Raw genomic sequence first — 17624 nt, 5'->3', positions numbered from 1 at the left:
TATTAAGATTTATTAGTGTTAAGTGTTTCCAAATTAAAATGGTGAACATCTCGTTGTGGGAATGGAATTGAAATTCCAGCTGCTTCTAATCTAGACTTTCCTTCTTCTAAAATTAACCATCTTAAATTCCAGAAATCTTCATTTTTAGCCCAATAACGTAGACTTAAATTAACTGAACTATCACCTAATTCGGCAACTACAATCATAGGTGCTTTATCTTCAAGTTGTAATACAGCCTCTTGTTCGTTTACTAAGTTAAGCAAAATATCTTTTGCCTCTTTAATATTATCGTCATAACCTATACCAAAGGTTAAGTTTTCTCTTCTAATACCTTCAGAAGTATAATTAACTATATTGTCGTTACTTAACTTTCCGTTAGGAATTATAGCGAGTTGGTTTCCAAAAGTGGTAAGCTTAGTGTTAAATATATTAATGTCTTTTACAGTACCATCAATACCTTGAGCGCTAATAAAGTCTCCAACCTTAAAGGGTTTCATCAATAAAATTAGAATGCCCCCAGCAAAGTTTGCTAATGATCCTTGTAATGCTAAACCAACAGCAAGACCAGCAGCACCAATTATAGCGACTAGCGAAGCAGATTCTACTCCTAACTGGGTAACTACAAGAACAAATAAAACAATTTTAAGGGCCCAGTTAATTAAACTAGCGATAAAGTTTTCTAAAGTAGGATCATAATCTTTTTTGTCAAAAAACTTTCTAACTACCTTATTTATAAGTCTTATAACCCACATTCCTATAAACAGAAGTAAAATAGCCCCGATTAAACTCGGTAGAAAGTCAATTAATTTTTGACCATATTCTTCGATATAAATATTAATGTCCTTAAATTTTTCCATAAATGTTTTACTGTTTTTTAATTTTTAGTTTAATGATTTAATTGCAATTTCGGAATCCTTAACTGGAATCTTGCACGTATTATTTTCGCAAATATAAATAAGTGTTTCATCCTTGACGAACCTATTTTTAAATAGAGGAGCATTGTTTTCTACATTGCTTGCAGCTAAAATTGTGTTGGGCAGATAGTGACTGTAGAATTCCTGAATTTTTTCAGATGCACTGTCTCCAACAACAACTATTTCAAAAAAGTTATTTTGAAAATTAGAAAGCAAATCTAACCAATTAGAAAACCCGCTAGGGTAATTTTCTACTTCTGCTAATACATTTTTTAGCATCTGCTTAGAAATTTCATTAAAACGAGGCTCATCAAAATACTTTGAAAGTTTGTACAAATTCTTTGCCATAACTGAATTTGAAGCAGGAATGACATTGTCTCGATATTCAAAATTTCTACTAACAATGACTGGGTCTTCTTTTGATGTAAAATAAAACATATGTTTTTCCTCGTCAAAAAAGTTTAAGATTGAATAATCTGTCATTTCTTTTGATAAGTTAAGCCACTTTTCATCCAAGGTAACTTGGTATAAACTTATAAAAGCTTCAATTGTAAAAGCGTAATCTTCCAGAAAGCCGTTAATTGTGCTTTTCCCATCTTTATAATTATGAAATAATGTGCCGTTTTTCTGAAGTTGATTTTTAGCAAGAAACTCAGCATTCCTAAGAGCGATATCTAAATACTCTTGATTGTTGAATGTTTTGTAAGCATCTATATACCCCTTTAGCATCATAGCATTCCAAGAAGTAAGTGTTTTGTCATCCAGTCTTGGTTTTGGTCTATTGTTTCGATAGTTTAAAAGGGTTTGCTTCCAGCTTTTCTTTTTCTGTTGTAATGTTTCATGAGAAATATTAAACTCTTTTTCAATTTCTGAATTTGTTTTCTTTCTTATTAAAACATAATTATTGTGTTCCCACTTCCCATAGCTATTTACATTGTAATACTCTCTAAAAATTTTAAAATCGTCTTCTAGCAAATCTTCTAATTCCTCTTGAGTGAAAACGTAAAAAGCTCCTTCTTCTAATTTTCCGTCTTTATTGTTACTGTCTGCATCTAAGGATGAATAAAATCCTCCTTCTTTATTGGTGAGGTCTAAGGCGATAAAATCTAGCGTTTCTTCAACCACTTCTTTGTAAAGTGGCTTTTTAGTAACTAGATAGGCATTGCTATATAGGCTTACAAGCTGGGCATTGTCGTACAGCATCTTTTCAAAGTGAGGTACGTGCCATTTTTCATCTGTACTATAACGTGAAAATCCACCTCCTAATTGATCGTAAAGTCCACCGTATGCCATTTTATCTAATGATAAAGTAACGTAGTTCAATAAGGTTTCATCGTTACTCTCAACAGCTTGTCGTAATAAAAATTCAAAATTGTTAGGCATCATAAATTTCGGAGCTCCTCGAAATCCACCATTTTTAGTATCAAATCTCTCTGAAAAATTTTTAATAATGTCTGCTGTTGGAAACTGAGTTAAATCTACATCTTCAGTATTTAACTCAATTAGATCCATGCTTTTAATACCCTGTTCTAACCTGTTAGCATAAGCAATAATTTTTTCAGGTTCTATTTTGTACACCTCCTGAATTTGCTCTAGAGCATTTATCCAATCACTTTTACGAAAATAAGTTCCGCCCCAAACAGGTCGACCATCTGGAAGCGTAATAACATTTAATGGCCAACCCGCACTTCCAGTCATAAGTTGAACTGCATTTATATATGTTTGATCTACATCTGGTCGTTCCTCTCGATCTACTTTAATCGAGATATAATTTTTGTTCATAACCTCTGCAACCTCAATATCTTCAAAACTTTCATGTTCCATAACGTGACACCAATGGCAGGCGGCATATCCAATACTAATTATGATGAGTTTTTTTTCTTTTTTGGCCTGTTGCAATGCTGCATCATTATACGGTTTCCAATTTACAGGGTTATGAGCATGCTGAAGCAGGTAAGGGCTAGTTTCGTGAATTAAATCGTTTGTAAAGAGATGTGTGTCCAAAGTGTCTTTTTTAGAAGTATTACAGGCAAGTAGAATACCTAGAATTAAAATAGAAGAAAATAGCTTCATTACAGAAGTTTATAAAACAAAAATACGCTTTTGAAAGCTCAAAAGCGTATTTTTAATATTATCTGAAGTATTTATTTAACTTCGAAAGTAATCTTTACGTTAACACGGAATTGAGTTACATCCCCATTTTCTACAACGCAACTGTTTTCTTGAACATAAACAGAACGGATGTTTTTTACACTTTTTGAAGCTTCTTTTACTGCATTTCTTGTAGCATCTTCCCAGCTTTCTTTAGAGCTAGCAAGAATTTCAATTACTTTTAATACTGCCATAATTACTTAGTTTTTGTTCTCATCTCGTTGAATAACAAGGTGGGATAATTAATAAAACACTAAGATACAGTTATTAAGAATTATTAGTCTGAAAATTAAGTTAAACCTTGATCTTAAAAGTTGAAAATGAACTAAATAAATTATAAAATTGCTATCAAGTAATTCAGAAAGTAAAGATTATCCGTTAATTGCAACTACACTTTCCACCTGTCCTTTCATTAATTCTTTAAGCATGGTTTCAATTCCATTTTTTAAAGTGATGGTTGATGAAGGACATCCGCTACAAGCTCCTTGAAGTACTACCTTAACGGTTTTAGAACTCTCGTTAAAGGAGTCGAACATAATATTTCCACCGTCTCTGGCTACAGCAGGTTTAACATATTCGTCTAAGATAGATATGATTTCTTTTTCTATATCCGAATAATTTTTGTCTTCTTTTTCTAGAGAAGAATCTGCCGAACCAATATTGTTCGAAATATTTGAAGCCTTGGTAATTTCATCTTTCACAATAGGTTTGTCGTCTTGAACATATTGACGAAGAAACTCTCTAATTTCCATAGAAATTTCTTCCCAATCAATCATATTGTGTTTCGTAACTGAAACATAATTGTTGCTAATAAAAACTTCTTTTACAAATGGAAAGTTAAATAACGCTTGTGCCAGTGGTGAAAGAATAGCATCTTCAATACTTTTAAATTCAAAAGTACCTTCCGCTAATGTTTTATTGGCAACAAACTTCATAACCGTTGGGTTTGGTGTGCTTTCTGCATAAATACTAACAGGAAGTTTTTTTGGAGCCACAACTTCAGCTTCTGTAACAACAGATTTCCCAGACTTGATATATTCTGAAATAGATTCTGCTACCTCTTCTTGAACATCTTCCCACTCTACAATATTGTATTTTTCAATGGCAACAAAGTTTTGAGAAATATAAACTGTTTTCACAAAGGGAAGGTAAAAAAGTTGTTGTGCCAAAACGCTGTTTTTAGCTTCATCAATATTTTTGAATTCATAACTTGATGCTTTAGTAAGAAAAGAATCAGACACAAATTTTACTATACTAGGATTAGATGTTTTGGCGATTTCCATAATAAAAAGGGGAGAGTTTTAGGAATAATTTGCGAAATTATAAAAAGGAAATCAGAACATTCAATATATTTGGTATCTTAACACCGAATTATGAAAAAATTAATACTCTCTTTACTTTTTCTAATACCTCTATTAGTATTTTCTCAACAGAATCCAATAGGATTATTTCAACAGTTTAATGGGCGTTACGATTTTACAGCTATAGGTAATACTTTAAATGCTGCTGAAAACGGTGGTTCTTATTGTGATATGCTTTCAGAAAGTAGCGCAACATTAAATTTATCTGCAACCCAAAGCCTAGTTTCCGCTCATCTATACTGGTCTTCAATTGGCCCGGGAGATTTCCAAGTTGATATCAATGGAACAGCAATAACTGCTGAAAGAACTTTTTCACATACTTTTAGAAACCTACCATATTTTGCAGCTTATGCAGATGTTACAAATTTATTGTTAGCTAATGGGAATGGAGTTTATACATTCTCTGGATTGGATGTAATGAATATTCTGTCTGACTACTGTTCGCCTCCCAATGGTTCGGGTAGTGGTACTAACTTTGGAGGGTGGGCCATCTATATAATTTATGAAGACCCAACCGATCCAGATATTTTATTAAATCAGATTAGTCTTTTTGACGGACTTGAAGGTGTTAACGAATTTGAGAATCCAATTGAAATAACACTTACTGATATTTCTGTAGCTTCAGATGAATTATCAAAAATTGGATTTCTTGCTTGGGAAGGTGATAGGTTTATCGATAATCAAGAAAGTTTATACATCAATGGACAACTAATATCCGATCCGCCATTAAACCCTTCAAATAATGCCTTTAACGGAACCAACTCCTATATTGGTGCTCCTGGAAATGCCCAAAATTATAATATGGACCTGGATTTTTACGATTTAGTAGGAATCGTTGAGCCTGGTGATAGTACTATTGAAATTAAACTTACATCAGACCAAGACTGGATAATGGTAAATAATATCATTACTAGCGTAAATTCAGAACTTCCAGATGCTACCATAACTATTGATAATCTCGGGGTGCTGTGTGCAGATAGTACTATAGAAGTAGACTATACCGTATACAATATTAACAGTACTGCAGCATTGCCAGCTGGTACTCCTATAGCATTTTATGCCGATGCAGTTTTGTTAGGGCAAACACAAACAAATATTGAACTTCCAATTGATGGCAGTGAAAGCGGAACGATAAACCTTAATATTCCTGTAGGTACACCTCAAATATTTACGCTAAAAGCGGTTGTTGATGATAATGGAACAGGGGTGGGAATTGTTCTAGAAACTAATGAAGAAAATAATGAATTTGAGCAAACAATAGATCTAGCAGCACAGGGTTTATTTATAACAGGAAATAACGAAAGTTGCGAAGGGCAAACAGAAACATTAACAGCAAATTTTAACGACTTAGACACTTATAACTGGTTTCTTGATGGAAATCCATATGGTGGTAATACGCCTACAATAAATGTAACCCAGTCTGGGGTTTACACTGTAAGTGGTAATAAAGCCGCTTGTTTTGTGGAAGAATCACCTGCATTTATTGTCACATTCAATCCGCAAGCAGTCGCCCATGAACCATTAGATCTTTTTAGATGCGATAATGGAACCCAAACAAATTTTTTCGACCTTACTCAGAATGATGTAAATGTTTTAGGTGGGCAAAACTCAACTGTTTTTGAGGTTAAGTACTTTGAAACATATGCAGATAGTGAAAATAACATAAGTGCAATTACTACACCAGGGGCTTACCCTATGGTGGGGCCATCACCACAAACAATCTACGTACGTATTCATGACAGAGCACAGGAAATGTGTTACGACCTAGAACAATTTGAGATTTATTATACTCCAATTAGTGTTGGAGTACTTCCATCAATGGCATTATGCGATCAAGATGAAAATGGTAGTGAGGATGTAAACTTGCCATTAGAGTTTGATGCATTTGTTTTGGACGGTCAAAATGCTTCAGAATTTAATATTACATATCACAACACTTTAAATGAAGCTCAAACAAGAGCTAATCCACTGCCAATTATTTATCCAGTTTCTGTTCCAGGCGAAACGATTTTTGCTAGGATTGAGACAGTTATAAATCCAGACTGTTTTTTAACTACTTCTGTTGAAATCACTGTCGATTCACTTCAGGTAGTAAATGAAAACCCTGATCCATTAGTTGCTTGTGATAGTGATAGCAATGGTTTTACAGACTTTTTTCTCCATAATGCAGATGAAGATATTACAGGGGGAGATCCTACTTTAACAGTTACATATCATTATACCTTATCAGATGCACAAACCAACGAAGGGGTTTTACCAGAACCGTTCGAGAATATTATTCCATATAACGACGAGGTATATGCAAGAATAGAGAGTCCGAATTCAACTTGTTACACAACTGTTTTGTTAAAGCTTGAAGTACGTGACAGCCCTATGCTAAACGAACCTTCAGTGTATCGTATATGCGATGATAATAACGATGGTTTTGAAATTTTTAATTTAACAACTAAACAAGACGAAATACTTAACGGACTTGATCCGTTGCAATACGACATTTACTACTATGCATCAGAACAAGATGCTATAGATGCTGGAATTTCAGCATTAGAAAATCCAGATTTCTCTCAAGCAATTGCAAACCCCACTGCTTATCAAAATATAGTTCCAAATACCCAGATTATCTATTTTCTTGGAGTTGGTTCAGCAGCTAACACTACTCCAAATAATGGAGGACAGGGATGTTATACAATTGTTGAGTTGGAGTTAATTGTAGAGCCAAGTCCCGTAGGAAATGAACCAGTCGATTATCATTTATGTGATGATACTGTAAATGGAAGTACAACTACTGACCAAATAAGTACTTTCGATTTAACTTCAAAAAATAACGAGATAACAGGAGGCATTCCTAATTTAGTTGTTACCTGGTTTGAAACTTTTGCAGATGAAGCTGCCGATAATCCAATAGCTAACCCAACCGCTTATCAAAATATTACAAATGCACAGACTATTGTAGCAAGAGTTGCAAATACTTTTGAATGTAAAAGCCTTGTTACTTTAACATTAGTGGTAGACCCGTTGCCAACTCCAGCTGTTCCTGATCCACTTGAACTTTGTGATGAAGGTGATGGATTTGCAGAATTCGACCTTAGTTTGCGTACAAACCAAATAATGAATGGAGAGTTGGACGTAACGGTAAAATATTACCCAACCGAAGCAGAAGCTGAAGTAGGGGGTGCAGGTGAAATTGTAGCTCCTTTCCTATATACAAACGTTGTTGCCTTTAATGATTCTGTATGGGCAAGAGTTGAGAAGAATGAATCTGAATGCTATGCCATTGTGCAACTGCAACTTATTGTTATTCCATTGCCAGATGCGCCAGATGCTAACTTTTTAGATCCATATATCGTTTGTGATTTAAACGGTGATGGATTTGGAATTTTTGATTTAACAATTCAAAATTCTTCAGTTTATGGAATTCAAAATCCTACCGATTTTGCGCCAATTTCTTATTATGAAGTTGAATCAGATGCCATAACCGGTATTAATCAAATTACGCAAGCAAATGAGTTTTCTAGCATGGGACAAACTATATATGTGCGCTTAGAAAATTTAAATACTGGTTGCTACAGAGTTTCTTCTTTTGATTTAGAAGTTGGAGAATTCCCTGGTTCGGGAACGGCAGAAGATCTTGAACTTTGCGATGATGAAGTTAATGGAAGTACATCAAATGATGAGGTATCTACATTCGACTTAACATTGAATACGCCTTTGATAACTAATAATGATGCAACATTAACAGTAACGTACTATAAAGATGCAAACGATTTAGCGAATAATATTCCTATTGATAACCCTACAGCGTTTCAAAACACAAGCAATCCCCACGAAATATTTGTTTCTATTTCAAATCAGCAGGATTGTATGGCAGAGCTTTCGTTTAATCTAATAGTAAACCCACTTCCTGTTCCTGTAGAGCCAACACCATTAGTTGTTTGCGATATGGATAACGATGGAATAGTTTCCGATTTTGATTTAGAAAGTAAGAGTGATGAAATTAGCGGAGGTAATACACTTCTTAATGTTAGCTATCACGAAACACTACAGGATGCAAATACAGGTAATTTTCCATTACAAAGTCCTTATGAAAATATTATAGCTTACAATCAAACGATATTTGTAAGAGTAGCCTTTGAAGATGAACCAGACGGGACAGGATGTTTTGATGTTACTACCTTAGAGCTTATCGTTAATCCAACGCCAATTGTTCCTCAAGATTTACCAGATTTAATACTTTGTGGCGATGATAATTTTGCTGTTTTTGATCTTACTGTTCAGGAAGATCTAATTTTTGGCAGTCAGTCGACCAGTGATTTTACTTTGACGTATCATGAATCGGAAGCTTCAGCAGCCTTAGGAACAGATGTTATAGCTCAACCAGAATCTTATACAAACACAAGCAACCCACAGACAATATGGGTTCGGTTAAGTGATAATGTCACGGAATGCTATAAGCTAGGCGAATTTGATCTTGTAGTTCAAGATGGAGTGCAAATAATAGACCCAACACCATTGTCTTTATGTGATGACTTAGGTGAGGCAAACGACGGAATAACAACTTTTGACCTTACAGTTAAAAATAGTGAAATTACAGGGGGAGTACTTACACATGGAGTTTCTTACTTTATTACAGAAGAAGATGCTCAGGATAATATTAACCCTATAAATCCAGATACAGCTTATGTAAATGTTGACACTTCAGGTAATGCTATTAATCCTCAAGTGCTTTATGTAAGAGTAGAAGATAGTGATAGCGGATGTTTGTCTTTTACAACATTAACCATAAGAGTTAAAAGCAATCCAGAACCTGTTACACCAGACCCTATAGTGCTTTGCGATAACAACTTGATTATTCCTCCGGGACCATATGATGAAACAGAACTTTTCGACCTTACTTCTCGCAATAATCAAATTCTGAATGGAAACACCACTTGGACGTTAGATTATTATTTAAGTTATGAAAATGCGGTTTCAGAAACCGATGCTATTCCAGAGGCGGAAACAACAGCTTATCAAAACATAAGTAATCCACAAACAATTTACGTTCGTACAACCAATCCTACTTCACTATGTTTTGAAATAGTAGAATTGGAACTAATCGTAAACCCAATTCCTGATGATACGGCTGAGGTTTCTCCCTATGTAGTTTGTATCTCGAATGATAGCGGAATTGGTATTTTCAATTTAAATTCTAAGGTTGATGAAATATTAAATGGTCAGTCTTTATCTATTTTTGAAGTAAGTTTTTATACAGATATAGTAGATGCAGAAAATCAAACAAATGCAATTGTAAACACTACTACTTATCAAAATAGAGATGCGAATAACAATGCTATAAACCCACAGATTATTTACACAGGTATTCTCAACACAGAAACAGGATGTTATGTAGGTGGCAATCAATCTTTCGAACTTCAGGTGAATCGAGAGGCACTTGCAAATACACCAGCTCAACCATTTGTAGTTTGTGACAACCTTCCTCCAAGTGATGGTTTTACAGAATTTGATTTATACGATTTAACAGATCCACAAGTGCAAGATCTTCACAATGAAATTTTAGATGGTCAAGATCCTGCTAATTTCCAATTAACCTTCTATGAAACAATTGAAGGTGCCGAAAGTGGAGAAGGTGCAATTGAATTCCCTTATGTAAACATCATAAATCCACAACGTATTTATGTAAGGGTTACTAATGAAAGCAATACTTTTATTCCGAAATGTTATGCAGTAGTTGAAATGATTTTGAAAGTGAATTATTTGCCAACTATTGTTTTTGATGATGAATATAGATTATGTGTTGATGAAAATGGCAATCCGATTCCTGAGGAAGAGGGAAGTGTGTCGCCTCCTGTAATTGATACTGGTTTAGACCCTAACCTGTATTCATTTATGTGGGATTTAAATGGAGTACTAGTGCCTGGAGAAACCGGACCTTCTATAACTGCTTTGGAAGAAGGGGTGTATACAGTTACAATTATTGAAATTGCTACAGGCTGTGAAACCACAGCAAGTACAACGGTTACTTTATCATCTCCACCGCTTACTTATGAGGCTGTTTTAAGTAATGGAGCTTTTGCAGGAAATCATATAATAGAAGTGCTCGCTACTGGTATTGGAGAGTATCAATATCAACTCGATAATGGACCATTTCAAACTAGCAATATATTTGAAAATGTAAGTCCTGGAGTTCACTTAATAACTATTAAGGATGTGAATGGTTGCGGATCTGTTACTTTTGAAGTAAGTGTAATAGATTATCCTCAGTATTTTACTCCAAATGAAGATGGTTATCACGATACTTGGAATATTTATGGCATTGGTGCAAGTGACCCAACGGCAAAAATATATATCTTTGATCGCTTCGGAAAATTATTGAAGCAATTAAGCCCTACAGAACAAGGTTGGGATGGAACATATAATGGAACACCATTACCATCTAGTGACTATTGGTTTAGAGTTGAATATAAAGAAGACGATCAATTAAAAGAATTTAAAGGACATTTTACTTTAAAACGTTAATAGAAAATATAAAGTGTTTAACAAAAAATAGTAAATTACCGAAGATTAGAACAGGCAATTTATCTTACGCATTATCAAATATTTTATGCACATGAAATTTAAACAATTCCCCATTTTACTGCTACTAATAGTTTCTTTCTGTGGTTATTCACAAGATGGAATTCCGGTGTACTCAGACTATTTTGCAGATAATCTATATCTTATTCATCCATCCATGGCGGGTGCAGCAAATTATAACAAGATTAGACTAACGGCTAGAAAGCAATGGTTTGATCAAAAGGAAGCACCAAATTTGCAAACATTGAGTGTTAATGCTCGAGTAGGCGAACAATCTGGTCTTGGATTAATTCTGTATAACGATAAAAATGGATACCATTCGCAAACCGGGGGGTATGTAACTTATGCGCATCATATTATGTTTTCCAGAACTGAAGTTGATTTAAATCAATTATCTTTTGGATTAAGTGCGGGAATTACTCAAGGTAGATTGGATGAAACAAGCTTTGATTTATCCGACTTCGATCCTGTTATTGGTGGAATTATTCAGAGTAGTACTTACTTTAATGTAGACGCAGGGTTTTCTTATAATTTTTTAAATTTCTCAAGTCACCTTACTGTTAAAAACATCATTTTTAGAAATAGAAATATTTACAGTGAAGAATTTGAATCGAACAACCAGCGTAAATACTTAGCTTCTATGGCTTACGCAATTGGAAAGTTTGATTCCGATTGGAGTTACGAACCTTCATTTCTATTCCAATGGGCTGAACGTACAGGTGAAAAAACTGTTGATGTAAATATGAAAGCCTATCGCAAAATGGATTTTGGAAAACTTTGGGGAGGGATATCGTACAGAAGAACTTTAGACGGTGCAGAATACTTAGATGGTACAAAAATTGAAAATCAAAAACTTCAATATTTTACTCCAGTTTTAGGGATAGACTTTAACAACTTTATGTTTGCTTATACTTATTCATATCAATCTGGGAATGTTAAATATCAAAGTGGAGGATTTCATCAAATTACTTTAGGTTTCGACTTTTTAGGTGGAAGACCAGCGCCGTACGAATGTAATTGCCCTGCGATTAACTAATTGATACAGTTTTTATATTTTACAATAAGGCCTAATACTTAAATTTGTATTAGGCTTTGTTTTATTAATAGATTTGAAATTTACTTTCTTAATATATTCTTATGATCATAAAATCAGTAAACGGAAAACATCCTGAAATACCTGAAAATTGTTTTATAGCTGAAAATGCTACTATAGTTGGCGATGTAGTTATGGGTGATGAGTGTAGTGTATGGTTTAATGCAGTTATTCGCGGAGATGTGAATTATATTAAAATGGGAAATAGGGTAAATGTTCAGGATGGAGCAGTAATTCACGCTTCCTACAAAACCTCACCTACAACCATTGGTAATAATGTTTCCATAGGTCATAATGCTATCGTGCACGGTTGTACGGTACACGATAACGTGCTAATTGGGATGGGGAGTATTGTTATGGACGATTGTATTGTTGAGAGTAATACCATCATAGCTGCGGGAGCTGTTGTTTCTAAAAACACTGTAGTTGAAAGTGGCAGTATTTACGCTGGAATCCCAGCAAAAAAAATTAAGGATATTAGTCCAGAACTTACAAAAGGCGAAGTTGAACGTATTGCCGAAAATTACGTGATGTATTCTTCTTGGTTTAAATAACTTTCTAAAAGTCTTTTTTTTCTATAGTAATGATTTTAGAATATTCTTCTAATAGAAATTCTAAAGTTCTTGTTTTGGCATTAGTATAGAATTGAAGAGTTGGAGCAGAAGTTTCTTCACGAAGTAAATCCAAGCTCTGTAGTATCGTTTTTGTTTGTTTGGCCACTGCTTCCCCTGAATCAATAATTTTAACGTTGTCTGGTAAAATCATTTTTAATTGAGGGATAATATAAGGGTAGTGGCTACATCCTAAAACCAAATAATCTACATTGGCATCAATCATAGGTTGAATATGCTTCTTTAAAAGAGCCATCATTTCTGGACCGTCTAAATTTCCTTTTTCAATTAACGTAACGAGTCCTTCTCCTATGATTTCAACAACGTTAATATCTTTAGTGAACTCTTTGGTGGTTTTGCTGAAAAGTGCGCTGCTAAGCGTCCCTTTTGTAGCTAGAATGCCAATACTCTTTGAGTTGGTTTGTAATGCTGCAGGTTTTATTGCAGGTTCTATTCCGATAATTGGAATATCGTATTTATTTCTAAGAACTGAAATTGCATTTGTAGTTGCTGTATTACAGGCTACAATTATAATCTTGCATTTTAAACTAAGTAGCTTATCTACATTTTTAATACTGAGTGCGATAATGTCGTCAGCAGACTTATCGCCATAAGGAGCGTTTATGCTATCAGCAAGGTAAATGGTGTGCTCGAAAGGAAGTAGCTTTTCTACTTCTTTCCATATAGAAGTGCCACCCACTCCAGAATCAAAAATCCCTATTGGACTGTTTTTATCCATATCGTAAAAGTAGCCAATTCCATTAAAAATATTGCATAAAAAAACTGCCCTTTTGGGGGCAGTTTTTTTAAAAAGTATAATCTAAAAAAGAATTACATTCCTAATTCTTTTTTCACATCAGCCATAAGGTCTTTACCATCGGCAAGAATTACACCACCTCCCATTGTAGAATCCAATACATATTGGTATCCTAGAGATTTAGCAACTCTTTGGATTGTAGATTGAGCTTTTTCAAGAACTGGCTTAAATGTATCAGCTCTTTTCTTATCTAAATCTTGTAATGCTTGTTGTCTGTATGCTTGAATGTTTTCTTGCATTGCTTGAACCTCTTGGAATCTCTTTTGGTTTTCTTCGTCGGTTTTTGATGAAGCTTCAGCATCGTATTGCTTCATTTTAGTTTCCCATTCTTTCACCATTGCTTTAATTTCAGTATCGTAAGTCTTTTGAACTTTGTCTAACTGATTTTGAGCAGCTTTATAGTCTGGCATTGACTCAATAAGTTCTTGTGCATTAATATGAGCAATTTTTACTTGAGCGTTTACGAAACTAGTAGCTCCTATCATTAGTGCAACTGCCATTAATAAGGTTTTCATTTTTTTCATCGTAAGTGTATTAAATTTAAGTGTTATTTTAATTAAATTGATTTGGTTATTCTGTTAAAGGTTTAGTGAGATTTAACAACTCATTTATTTACTTCCTATTCCTCACCACTGTTTCCAGGGTTTTAGTTGTTTCTATTTTTTCGAGCATTTAATATAGAATCTCTTCTGCGTTCTCTTTCTTCAATCATTTTTTGTCTGCGAGCTTCCATTTCAGCTCTTTTTGCATCTCTAATAGAATCGCGTTCTCTTTTGCGATCTTCCATCATTTGCTCACGCTCTGTTTTCTTAGCCTCGATAATAGCCTCGCGCTCTTCCTGTTTCTTTTGAATTTCTTCTTCTCTTTCTGAAAGTGCTCCTTCCTCTTCTAAAGAAAGTTTTTCTTTGCGTTCTATTTCACGCTTTTCTTTTTTATCTAAAGCTTGCGTTCTTCTACCAGCACGTTCGATGCTTCTGATTACTAAGTCGCTAATGTCATTTCTTTTTGCTGCAAACAACATTACTACATCTGCAGACTTGTCAAAAATAAAGTCGTATTTCTTACCTTCTGCAATTTCTTGAACAATATTGAATACTTGATCTTGAATTGGCTGAACTAATTGTCTGCGCTGAATCATTAAGTCACCATTAGGGCCAAATCGGTCTTGCTGGTACTGAAGCATTTCATCTTCCTTAATTTTTATTTCTTCTTCTCGTTCTTCAATTAATTCTTGTGTTAGTAACACTCTTTCATTGGCAAGATTCAATTTCATCTGATCGATATCTTTTTGCCTTTTTTCGATGTCTTGCTTCCAACGTTGAACTTTTCCTTCTAATTGAATTGACGCTTCTTTATATTCTGGAACACTCTCTAGAATGTATTCCATGTCAATATATCCTATACGAACACCTCGTTGTGCTTCTGCCATGAAGGTAAAGCAAAAAAGGGCAATAGTAAAAAAGAGTATTTTTTTTGTCTTCATAGTTGTTTGGTTGTAGGTTAAGAAAATATCGTGCCAGTTTTTTTAAAATTGTTGTCCGATGATAAAATGTGTCTCCCATCCATTTTTTTCGGTGCCTCCTAACGCTGGATCAAATCCATATCCGAAATCGATACCTAAGAGTCCGAATGCTGGCATAAATATACGTAATCCTGCTCCAGCTGAACGCTTGAGTTCGAATGGATTGTAATTTCTAAAGCCATCGTATGAAGCTCCACCTTCAGCAAAAGCTAATACGTAAATCGACGCCATTTGTGCCAAAGTTACAGGATATCTTACCTCTAACGAAAATTTATTGTAAATCGTATTTCCATCAGGGTCAGAAAGTCCTTGGTTTGGATATCCTCTCATTTGAATTACTTCACGTCCATCCAAGCTATAAGCTCCTAGTCCATCACCACCAACAAAGAATCTTTCGAAAGGAGGAACACCACGGTTTTGATTGTATGCGCCTAAGAATCCTAATTCAGTGTTTGTACGAAGCACAAGCTTATCGTATAAACGTGTGTACCAAGTTCCTTTAAATTTAACTTTATAGTATTCTAACCACTTAAAACGTTCTTGATCAATTTCAGAAATTCTCTGATTTGCATTTACAAAGTTAGGATCGTCTGGTAATGTTTCCAATAATCTAGCTCTTTCATCTTTTAAAGCACCGTAATCTACACTGTTAAATGCTGAATATGGAGGGGTAAGTTTAGCAGTAATGCTAAAGTCCGATCCAGAAGTTGGATATATCGGGTTTGTAGCGGTATTGTTTCTGCTTATCCCTATAGTATAGGCTAAGTTATTTGAGTACCCATCACCGAATGTAAACAATCCAGTATTGTAATTATTTAAGTTGTAATGTTGAAAACTAAGAGCATTAGACCACACAAAATAATCATCTGGCCATTTAACCTTCTTAGCTAATCCAAGAGAACCACCAGTAATTGTAAAGCTTCTGTCTGTATCGGCTCTTCTATTTCTATAGTCGTAGAAGTTTTGAATTGTATGTGAGAACGAAGCAGAGAACTGAACTGGTTTTTTACCACCAAGCCATGGTTCTGTAAGTGAAACGCTATAGGTTTGGTAATAGCTACTTGCTTGTGCTCTTAATGAAAGCTTTTGACCGTCTCCCATTGGAAGTGGTTTGTAGCTGTCTAGATTAAAAATGTTTCTAAGTGAGAAGTTGTTGAAAGAAAGCCCTAAGGTTCCAACAAAACCTCCACCACCATAACCACCTTGTAGCTCAACTTGGCTACTTCCTTTTTCAACCACAGAGTATTCAAGGTCTACTAAACCGTTGCTTTCATCTACTTTTTTGAAATTAGGTGAAAGTTGTTCTGGATCAAAGAATCCTAATTGTCCAAGTTCGCGAATAGTACGTACTACATCTCGTTTGCTATATTTTTGACCTGGACGGGTTCTAAGCTCTCTGTAGATAACATGGTCATTGGTACGGTCGTTTCCTACCACTGTAACGTGGTCGAAATAGAATAAGTTACGCTCCATGATTCTTATTTCAAAATCGATGGTGTCATTTCTTACAGCAACTTCTACAGGGTTAATTCTTGCAGCAAGATAACCGTTGTTTTGATATAGGTTAGTCATATCTTCAGCATCAGGAGAGCTGTCGTCTGCAATACGTTCTTGAAGTAGGATGCCATTGTAAACATCTCCTTTCTTAATACCTAAAACTTGACGTAATTGAGAATCTGTAAAAACGCTATTTCCTATAAAATCAATATCACCAAAATAGTATTTGTCTCCTTCTTCAAGTTTGATGTCTAATGCAACATTTTTATCATTTAGGATGCGCAACGAATCTTTAACGATACGTGCATCACGATAACCATTAGACTTGTATTTCTTTAAGATAGACTCTTTATCTTCTTCAATACCTTCTTCGGTGTATTTAGATCTTTTCCAAAAACGCAAAAAGTTTTTACGCTTTGTTTTTTTCATCGCTCTGCGCAATTTTCCATTTGAAAACTGCTCATTACCCTCAAAGTTTATTTTGGTTACTTTTACACGGTTTCCTTTGTCTACCGCGATTTTCATGTTTTTAGAAATCTCCACCCCACTTGAATCCTTAACAGGAGTGGTGGTGATAGTTACATCAGTATTTAAAAAGCCATCTTTTTTATACTTATTGGTAATGTAGTTGGTGGTTGTAGAAATAAGGTTTTCAGTAATTTTAGCGCCAGCGCCAAGGTTGTTATCCTTAATTATTTCTTTCTTCTTGGCTTTGCGAATTCCGTCACCTTCAATAGTAACTTCGTTAAGTTTAGGTAGCTCTACAATGTATAGCTCTAAATCTACTTCATCTCCATTGATATTAGTCACATAGAAAGCAATGTCGCTAAAAAGGTTTTGTTCCCAAAGTTTCTTAGTAACTTGGCTAAGTTTTTCACCAGGGATATAAATGCGATCCCCTTTTTTTAAGCCTGTAAAAGCTATAACGGTTTGTTCGTTAAAGTTTTGAGCGCCTGTTACTACTATTTCATTAATAGTGTATTTTATGCCGCTGTCAAGTTCTTTTTGCTGTGCCTGTAGTGTAAAAACGGAAAGTATTGTAAATAAAAAAATACAATAAGATTTTCTGTATGTATGCAATAGGG

Annotated in this window: 11 protein-coding genes; 3 read left to right on the top strand and 8 right to left on the bottom strand. The window is 34.6% G+C overall.

Going from position 1 to position 17624, the window contains the following annotated elements; translation table 11 throughout:
• Positions 1 to 2: 2 nt before the first annotated feature.
• From H4O20_RS00195 to H4O20_RS00180, 4 genes are all read right to left on the bottom strand, one after another.
• Positions 3 to 857, bottom strand: coding sequence for a mechanosensitive ion channel family protein (locus tag H4O20_RS00195; protein WP_139855543.1), 855 nt, complete (start codon positions 855 to 857; stop codon positions 3 to 5).
• Between the two features lie 24 nt (positions 858 to 881).
• Entirely contained in the window at positions 882 to 2987 is a 2106-nt protein-coding gene (locus H4O20_RS00190; RefSeq protein WP_185097900.1) for a thioredoxin domain-containing protein, read from the bottom strand.
• Positions 2988 to 3058: 71 nt separating this feature from the next.
• Entirely contained in the window at positions 3059 to 3259 is a 201-nt protein-coding gene (locus H4O20_RS00185) for a dodecin family protein (RefSeq protein WP_139855541.1), read from the bottom strand.
• A 177-nt stretch (positions 3260 to 3436) separates the two neighbouring features.
• Entirely contained in the window at positions 3437 to 4348 is a 912-nt protein-coding gene (locus tag H4O20_RS00180) for a NifU family protein (RefSeq protein WP_185097899.1), read from the bottom strand.
• 90 nt (positions 4349 to 4438) lie between these two features.
• Between H4O20_RS00180 and H4O20_RS00175 the strand changes: the two genes are divergently transcribed.
• The 3 genes from H4O20_RS00175 to H4O20_RS00165 all read left to right on the top strand — a co-directional run bounded on the left by H4O20_RS00175 (position 4439) and on the right by H4O20_RS00165 (position 12646).
• Positions 4439 to 10942, top strand: coding sequence for a T9SS type B sorting domain-containing protein (locus tag H4O20_RS00175; protein ID WP_185097898.1), 6504 nt, complete (start codon positions 4439 to 4441; stop codon positions 10940 to 10942).
• Between the two features lie 91 nt (positions 10943 to 11033).
• On the top strand, positions 11034 to 12035 hold the full coding sequence (locus H4O20_RS00170; protein WP_139855538.1) for a type IX secretion system membrane protein PorP/SprF: 1002 nt from the start codon (positions 11034 to 11036) through the stop codon (positions 12033 to 12035).
• Between the two features lie 101 nt (positions 12036 to 12136).
• Entirely contained in the window at positions 12137 to 12646 is a 510-nt protein-coding gene (locus H4O20_RS00165) for a gamma carbonic anhydrase family protein (RefSeq protein WP_185097897.1), read from the top strand.
• A 4-nt stretch (positions 12647 to 12650) separates the two neighbouring features.
• Here H4O20_RS00165 and murI read toward each other — a convergent pair whose 3' ends face one another.
• The 4 genes from murI to bamA all read right to left on the bottom strand — a co-directional run bounded on the left by murI (position 12651) and on the right by bamA (position 17619).
• On the bottom strand, positions 12651 to 13442 hold the full coding sequence (gene murI / locus H4O20_RS00160; protein ID WP_185097896.1) for a glutamate racemase: 792 nt from the start codon (positions 13440 to 13442) through the stop codon (positions 12651 to 12653).
• Positions 13443 to 13534: 92 nt separating this feature from the next.
• A complete protein-coding gene (locus H4O20_RS00155) occupies positions 13535 to 14044 on the bottom strand; it encodes an OmpH family outer membrane protein (RefSeq protein ID WP_139855535.1) in 510 nt (169 codons plus the stop codon).
• A gap of 122 nt (positions 14045 to 14166) precedes the next feature.
• The gene (locus H4O20_RS00150) at positions 14167 to 15003 is read right to left on the bottom strand and encodes an OmpH family outer membrane protein (protein ID WP_139855534.1); all 837 of its coding nucleotides are present in this window, start codon (positions 15001 to 15003) and stop codon (positions 14167 to 14169) included.
• A 42-nt stretch (positions 15004 to 15045) separates the two neighbouring features.
• Positions 15046 to 17619 carry an outer membrane protein assembly factor BamA gene (gene bamA, locus H4O20_RS00145; protein ID WP_260402619.1) on the bottom strand — a complete coding sequence of 858 codons (2574 nt, stop codon included), beginning with the start codon at positions 17617 to 17619 and terminating at the stop codon, positions 15046 to 15048.
• Between the last annotated feature and the right edge of the window lie 5 nt (positions 17620 to 17624).

It is taken from the genome of Aequorivita sp. 609, assembly GCF_014212065.1.
GTDB classification, from domain to species: Bacteria; Bacteroidota; Bacteroidia; order Flavobacteriales; family Flavobacteriaceae; genus Aequorivita; species Aequorivita sinensis.
Note: the sequence above shows the minus strand (reverse complement) of the source record. Positions and strands in the feature narration are given on the sequence as shown.

Bases quoted from the DNA above. Each gene is read 5' to 3' on its own strand.
- H4O20_RS00195 (WP_139855543.1), bottom strand. From the start codon at position 857: ATGGAAAAATTTAAGGACATTAATATTTATATCGAAGAATATGGTCAA.
- H4O20_RS00190 (WP_185097900.1), bottom strand. From the start codon at position 2,987: ATGAAGCTATTTTCTTCTATTTTAATTCTAGGTATTCTACTTGCCTGT.
- H4O20_RS00185 (WP_139855541.1), bottom strand. From the start codon at position 3,259: ATGGCAGTATTAAAAGTAATTGAAATTCTTGCTAGCTCTAAAGAAAGC.
- H4O20_RS00180 (WP_185097899.1), bottom strand. From the start codon at position 4,348: ATGGAAATCGCCAAAACATCTAATCCTAGTATAGTAAAATTTGTGTCT.
- H4O20_RS00175 (WP_185097898.1), top strand. From the start codon at position 4,439: ATGAAAAAATTAATACTCTCTTTACTTTTTCTAATACCTCTATTAGTA.
- H4O20_RS00170 (WP_139855538.1), top strand. From the start codon at position 11,034: ATGAAATTTAAACAATTCCCCATTTTACTGCTACTAATAGTTTCTTTC.
- H4O20_RS00165 (WP_185097897.1), top strand. From the start codon at position 12,137: ATGATCATAAAATCAGTAAACGGAAAACATCCTGAAATACCTGAAAAT.
- murI (WP_185097896.1), bottom strand. From the start codon at position 13,442: ATGGATAAAAACAGTCCAATAGGGATTTTTGATTCTGGAGTGGGTGGC.
- H4O20_RS00155 (WP_139855535.1), bottom strand. From the start codon at position 14,044: ATGAAAAAAATGAAAACCTTATTAATGGCAGTTGCACTAATGATAGGA.
- H4O20_RS00150 (WP_139855534.1), bottom strand. From the start codon at position 15,003: ATGAAGACAAAAAAAATACTCTTTTTTACTATTGCCCTTTTTTGCTTT.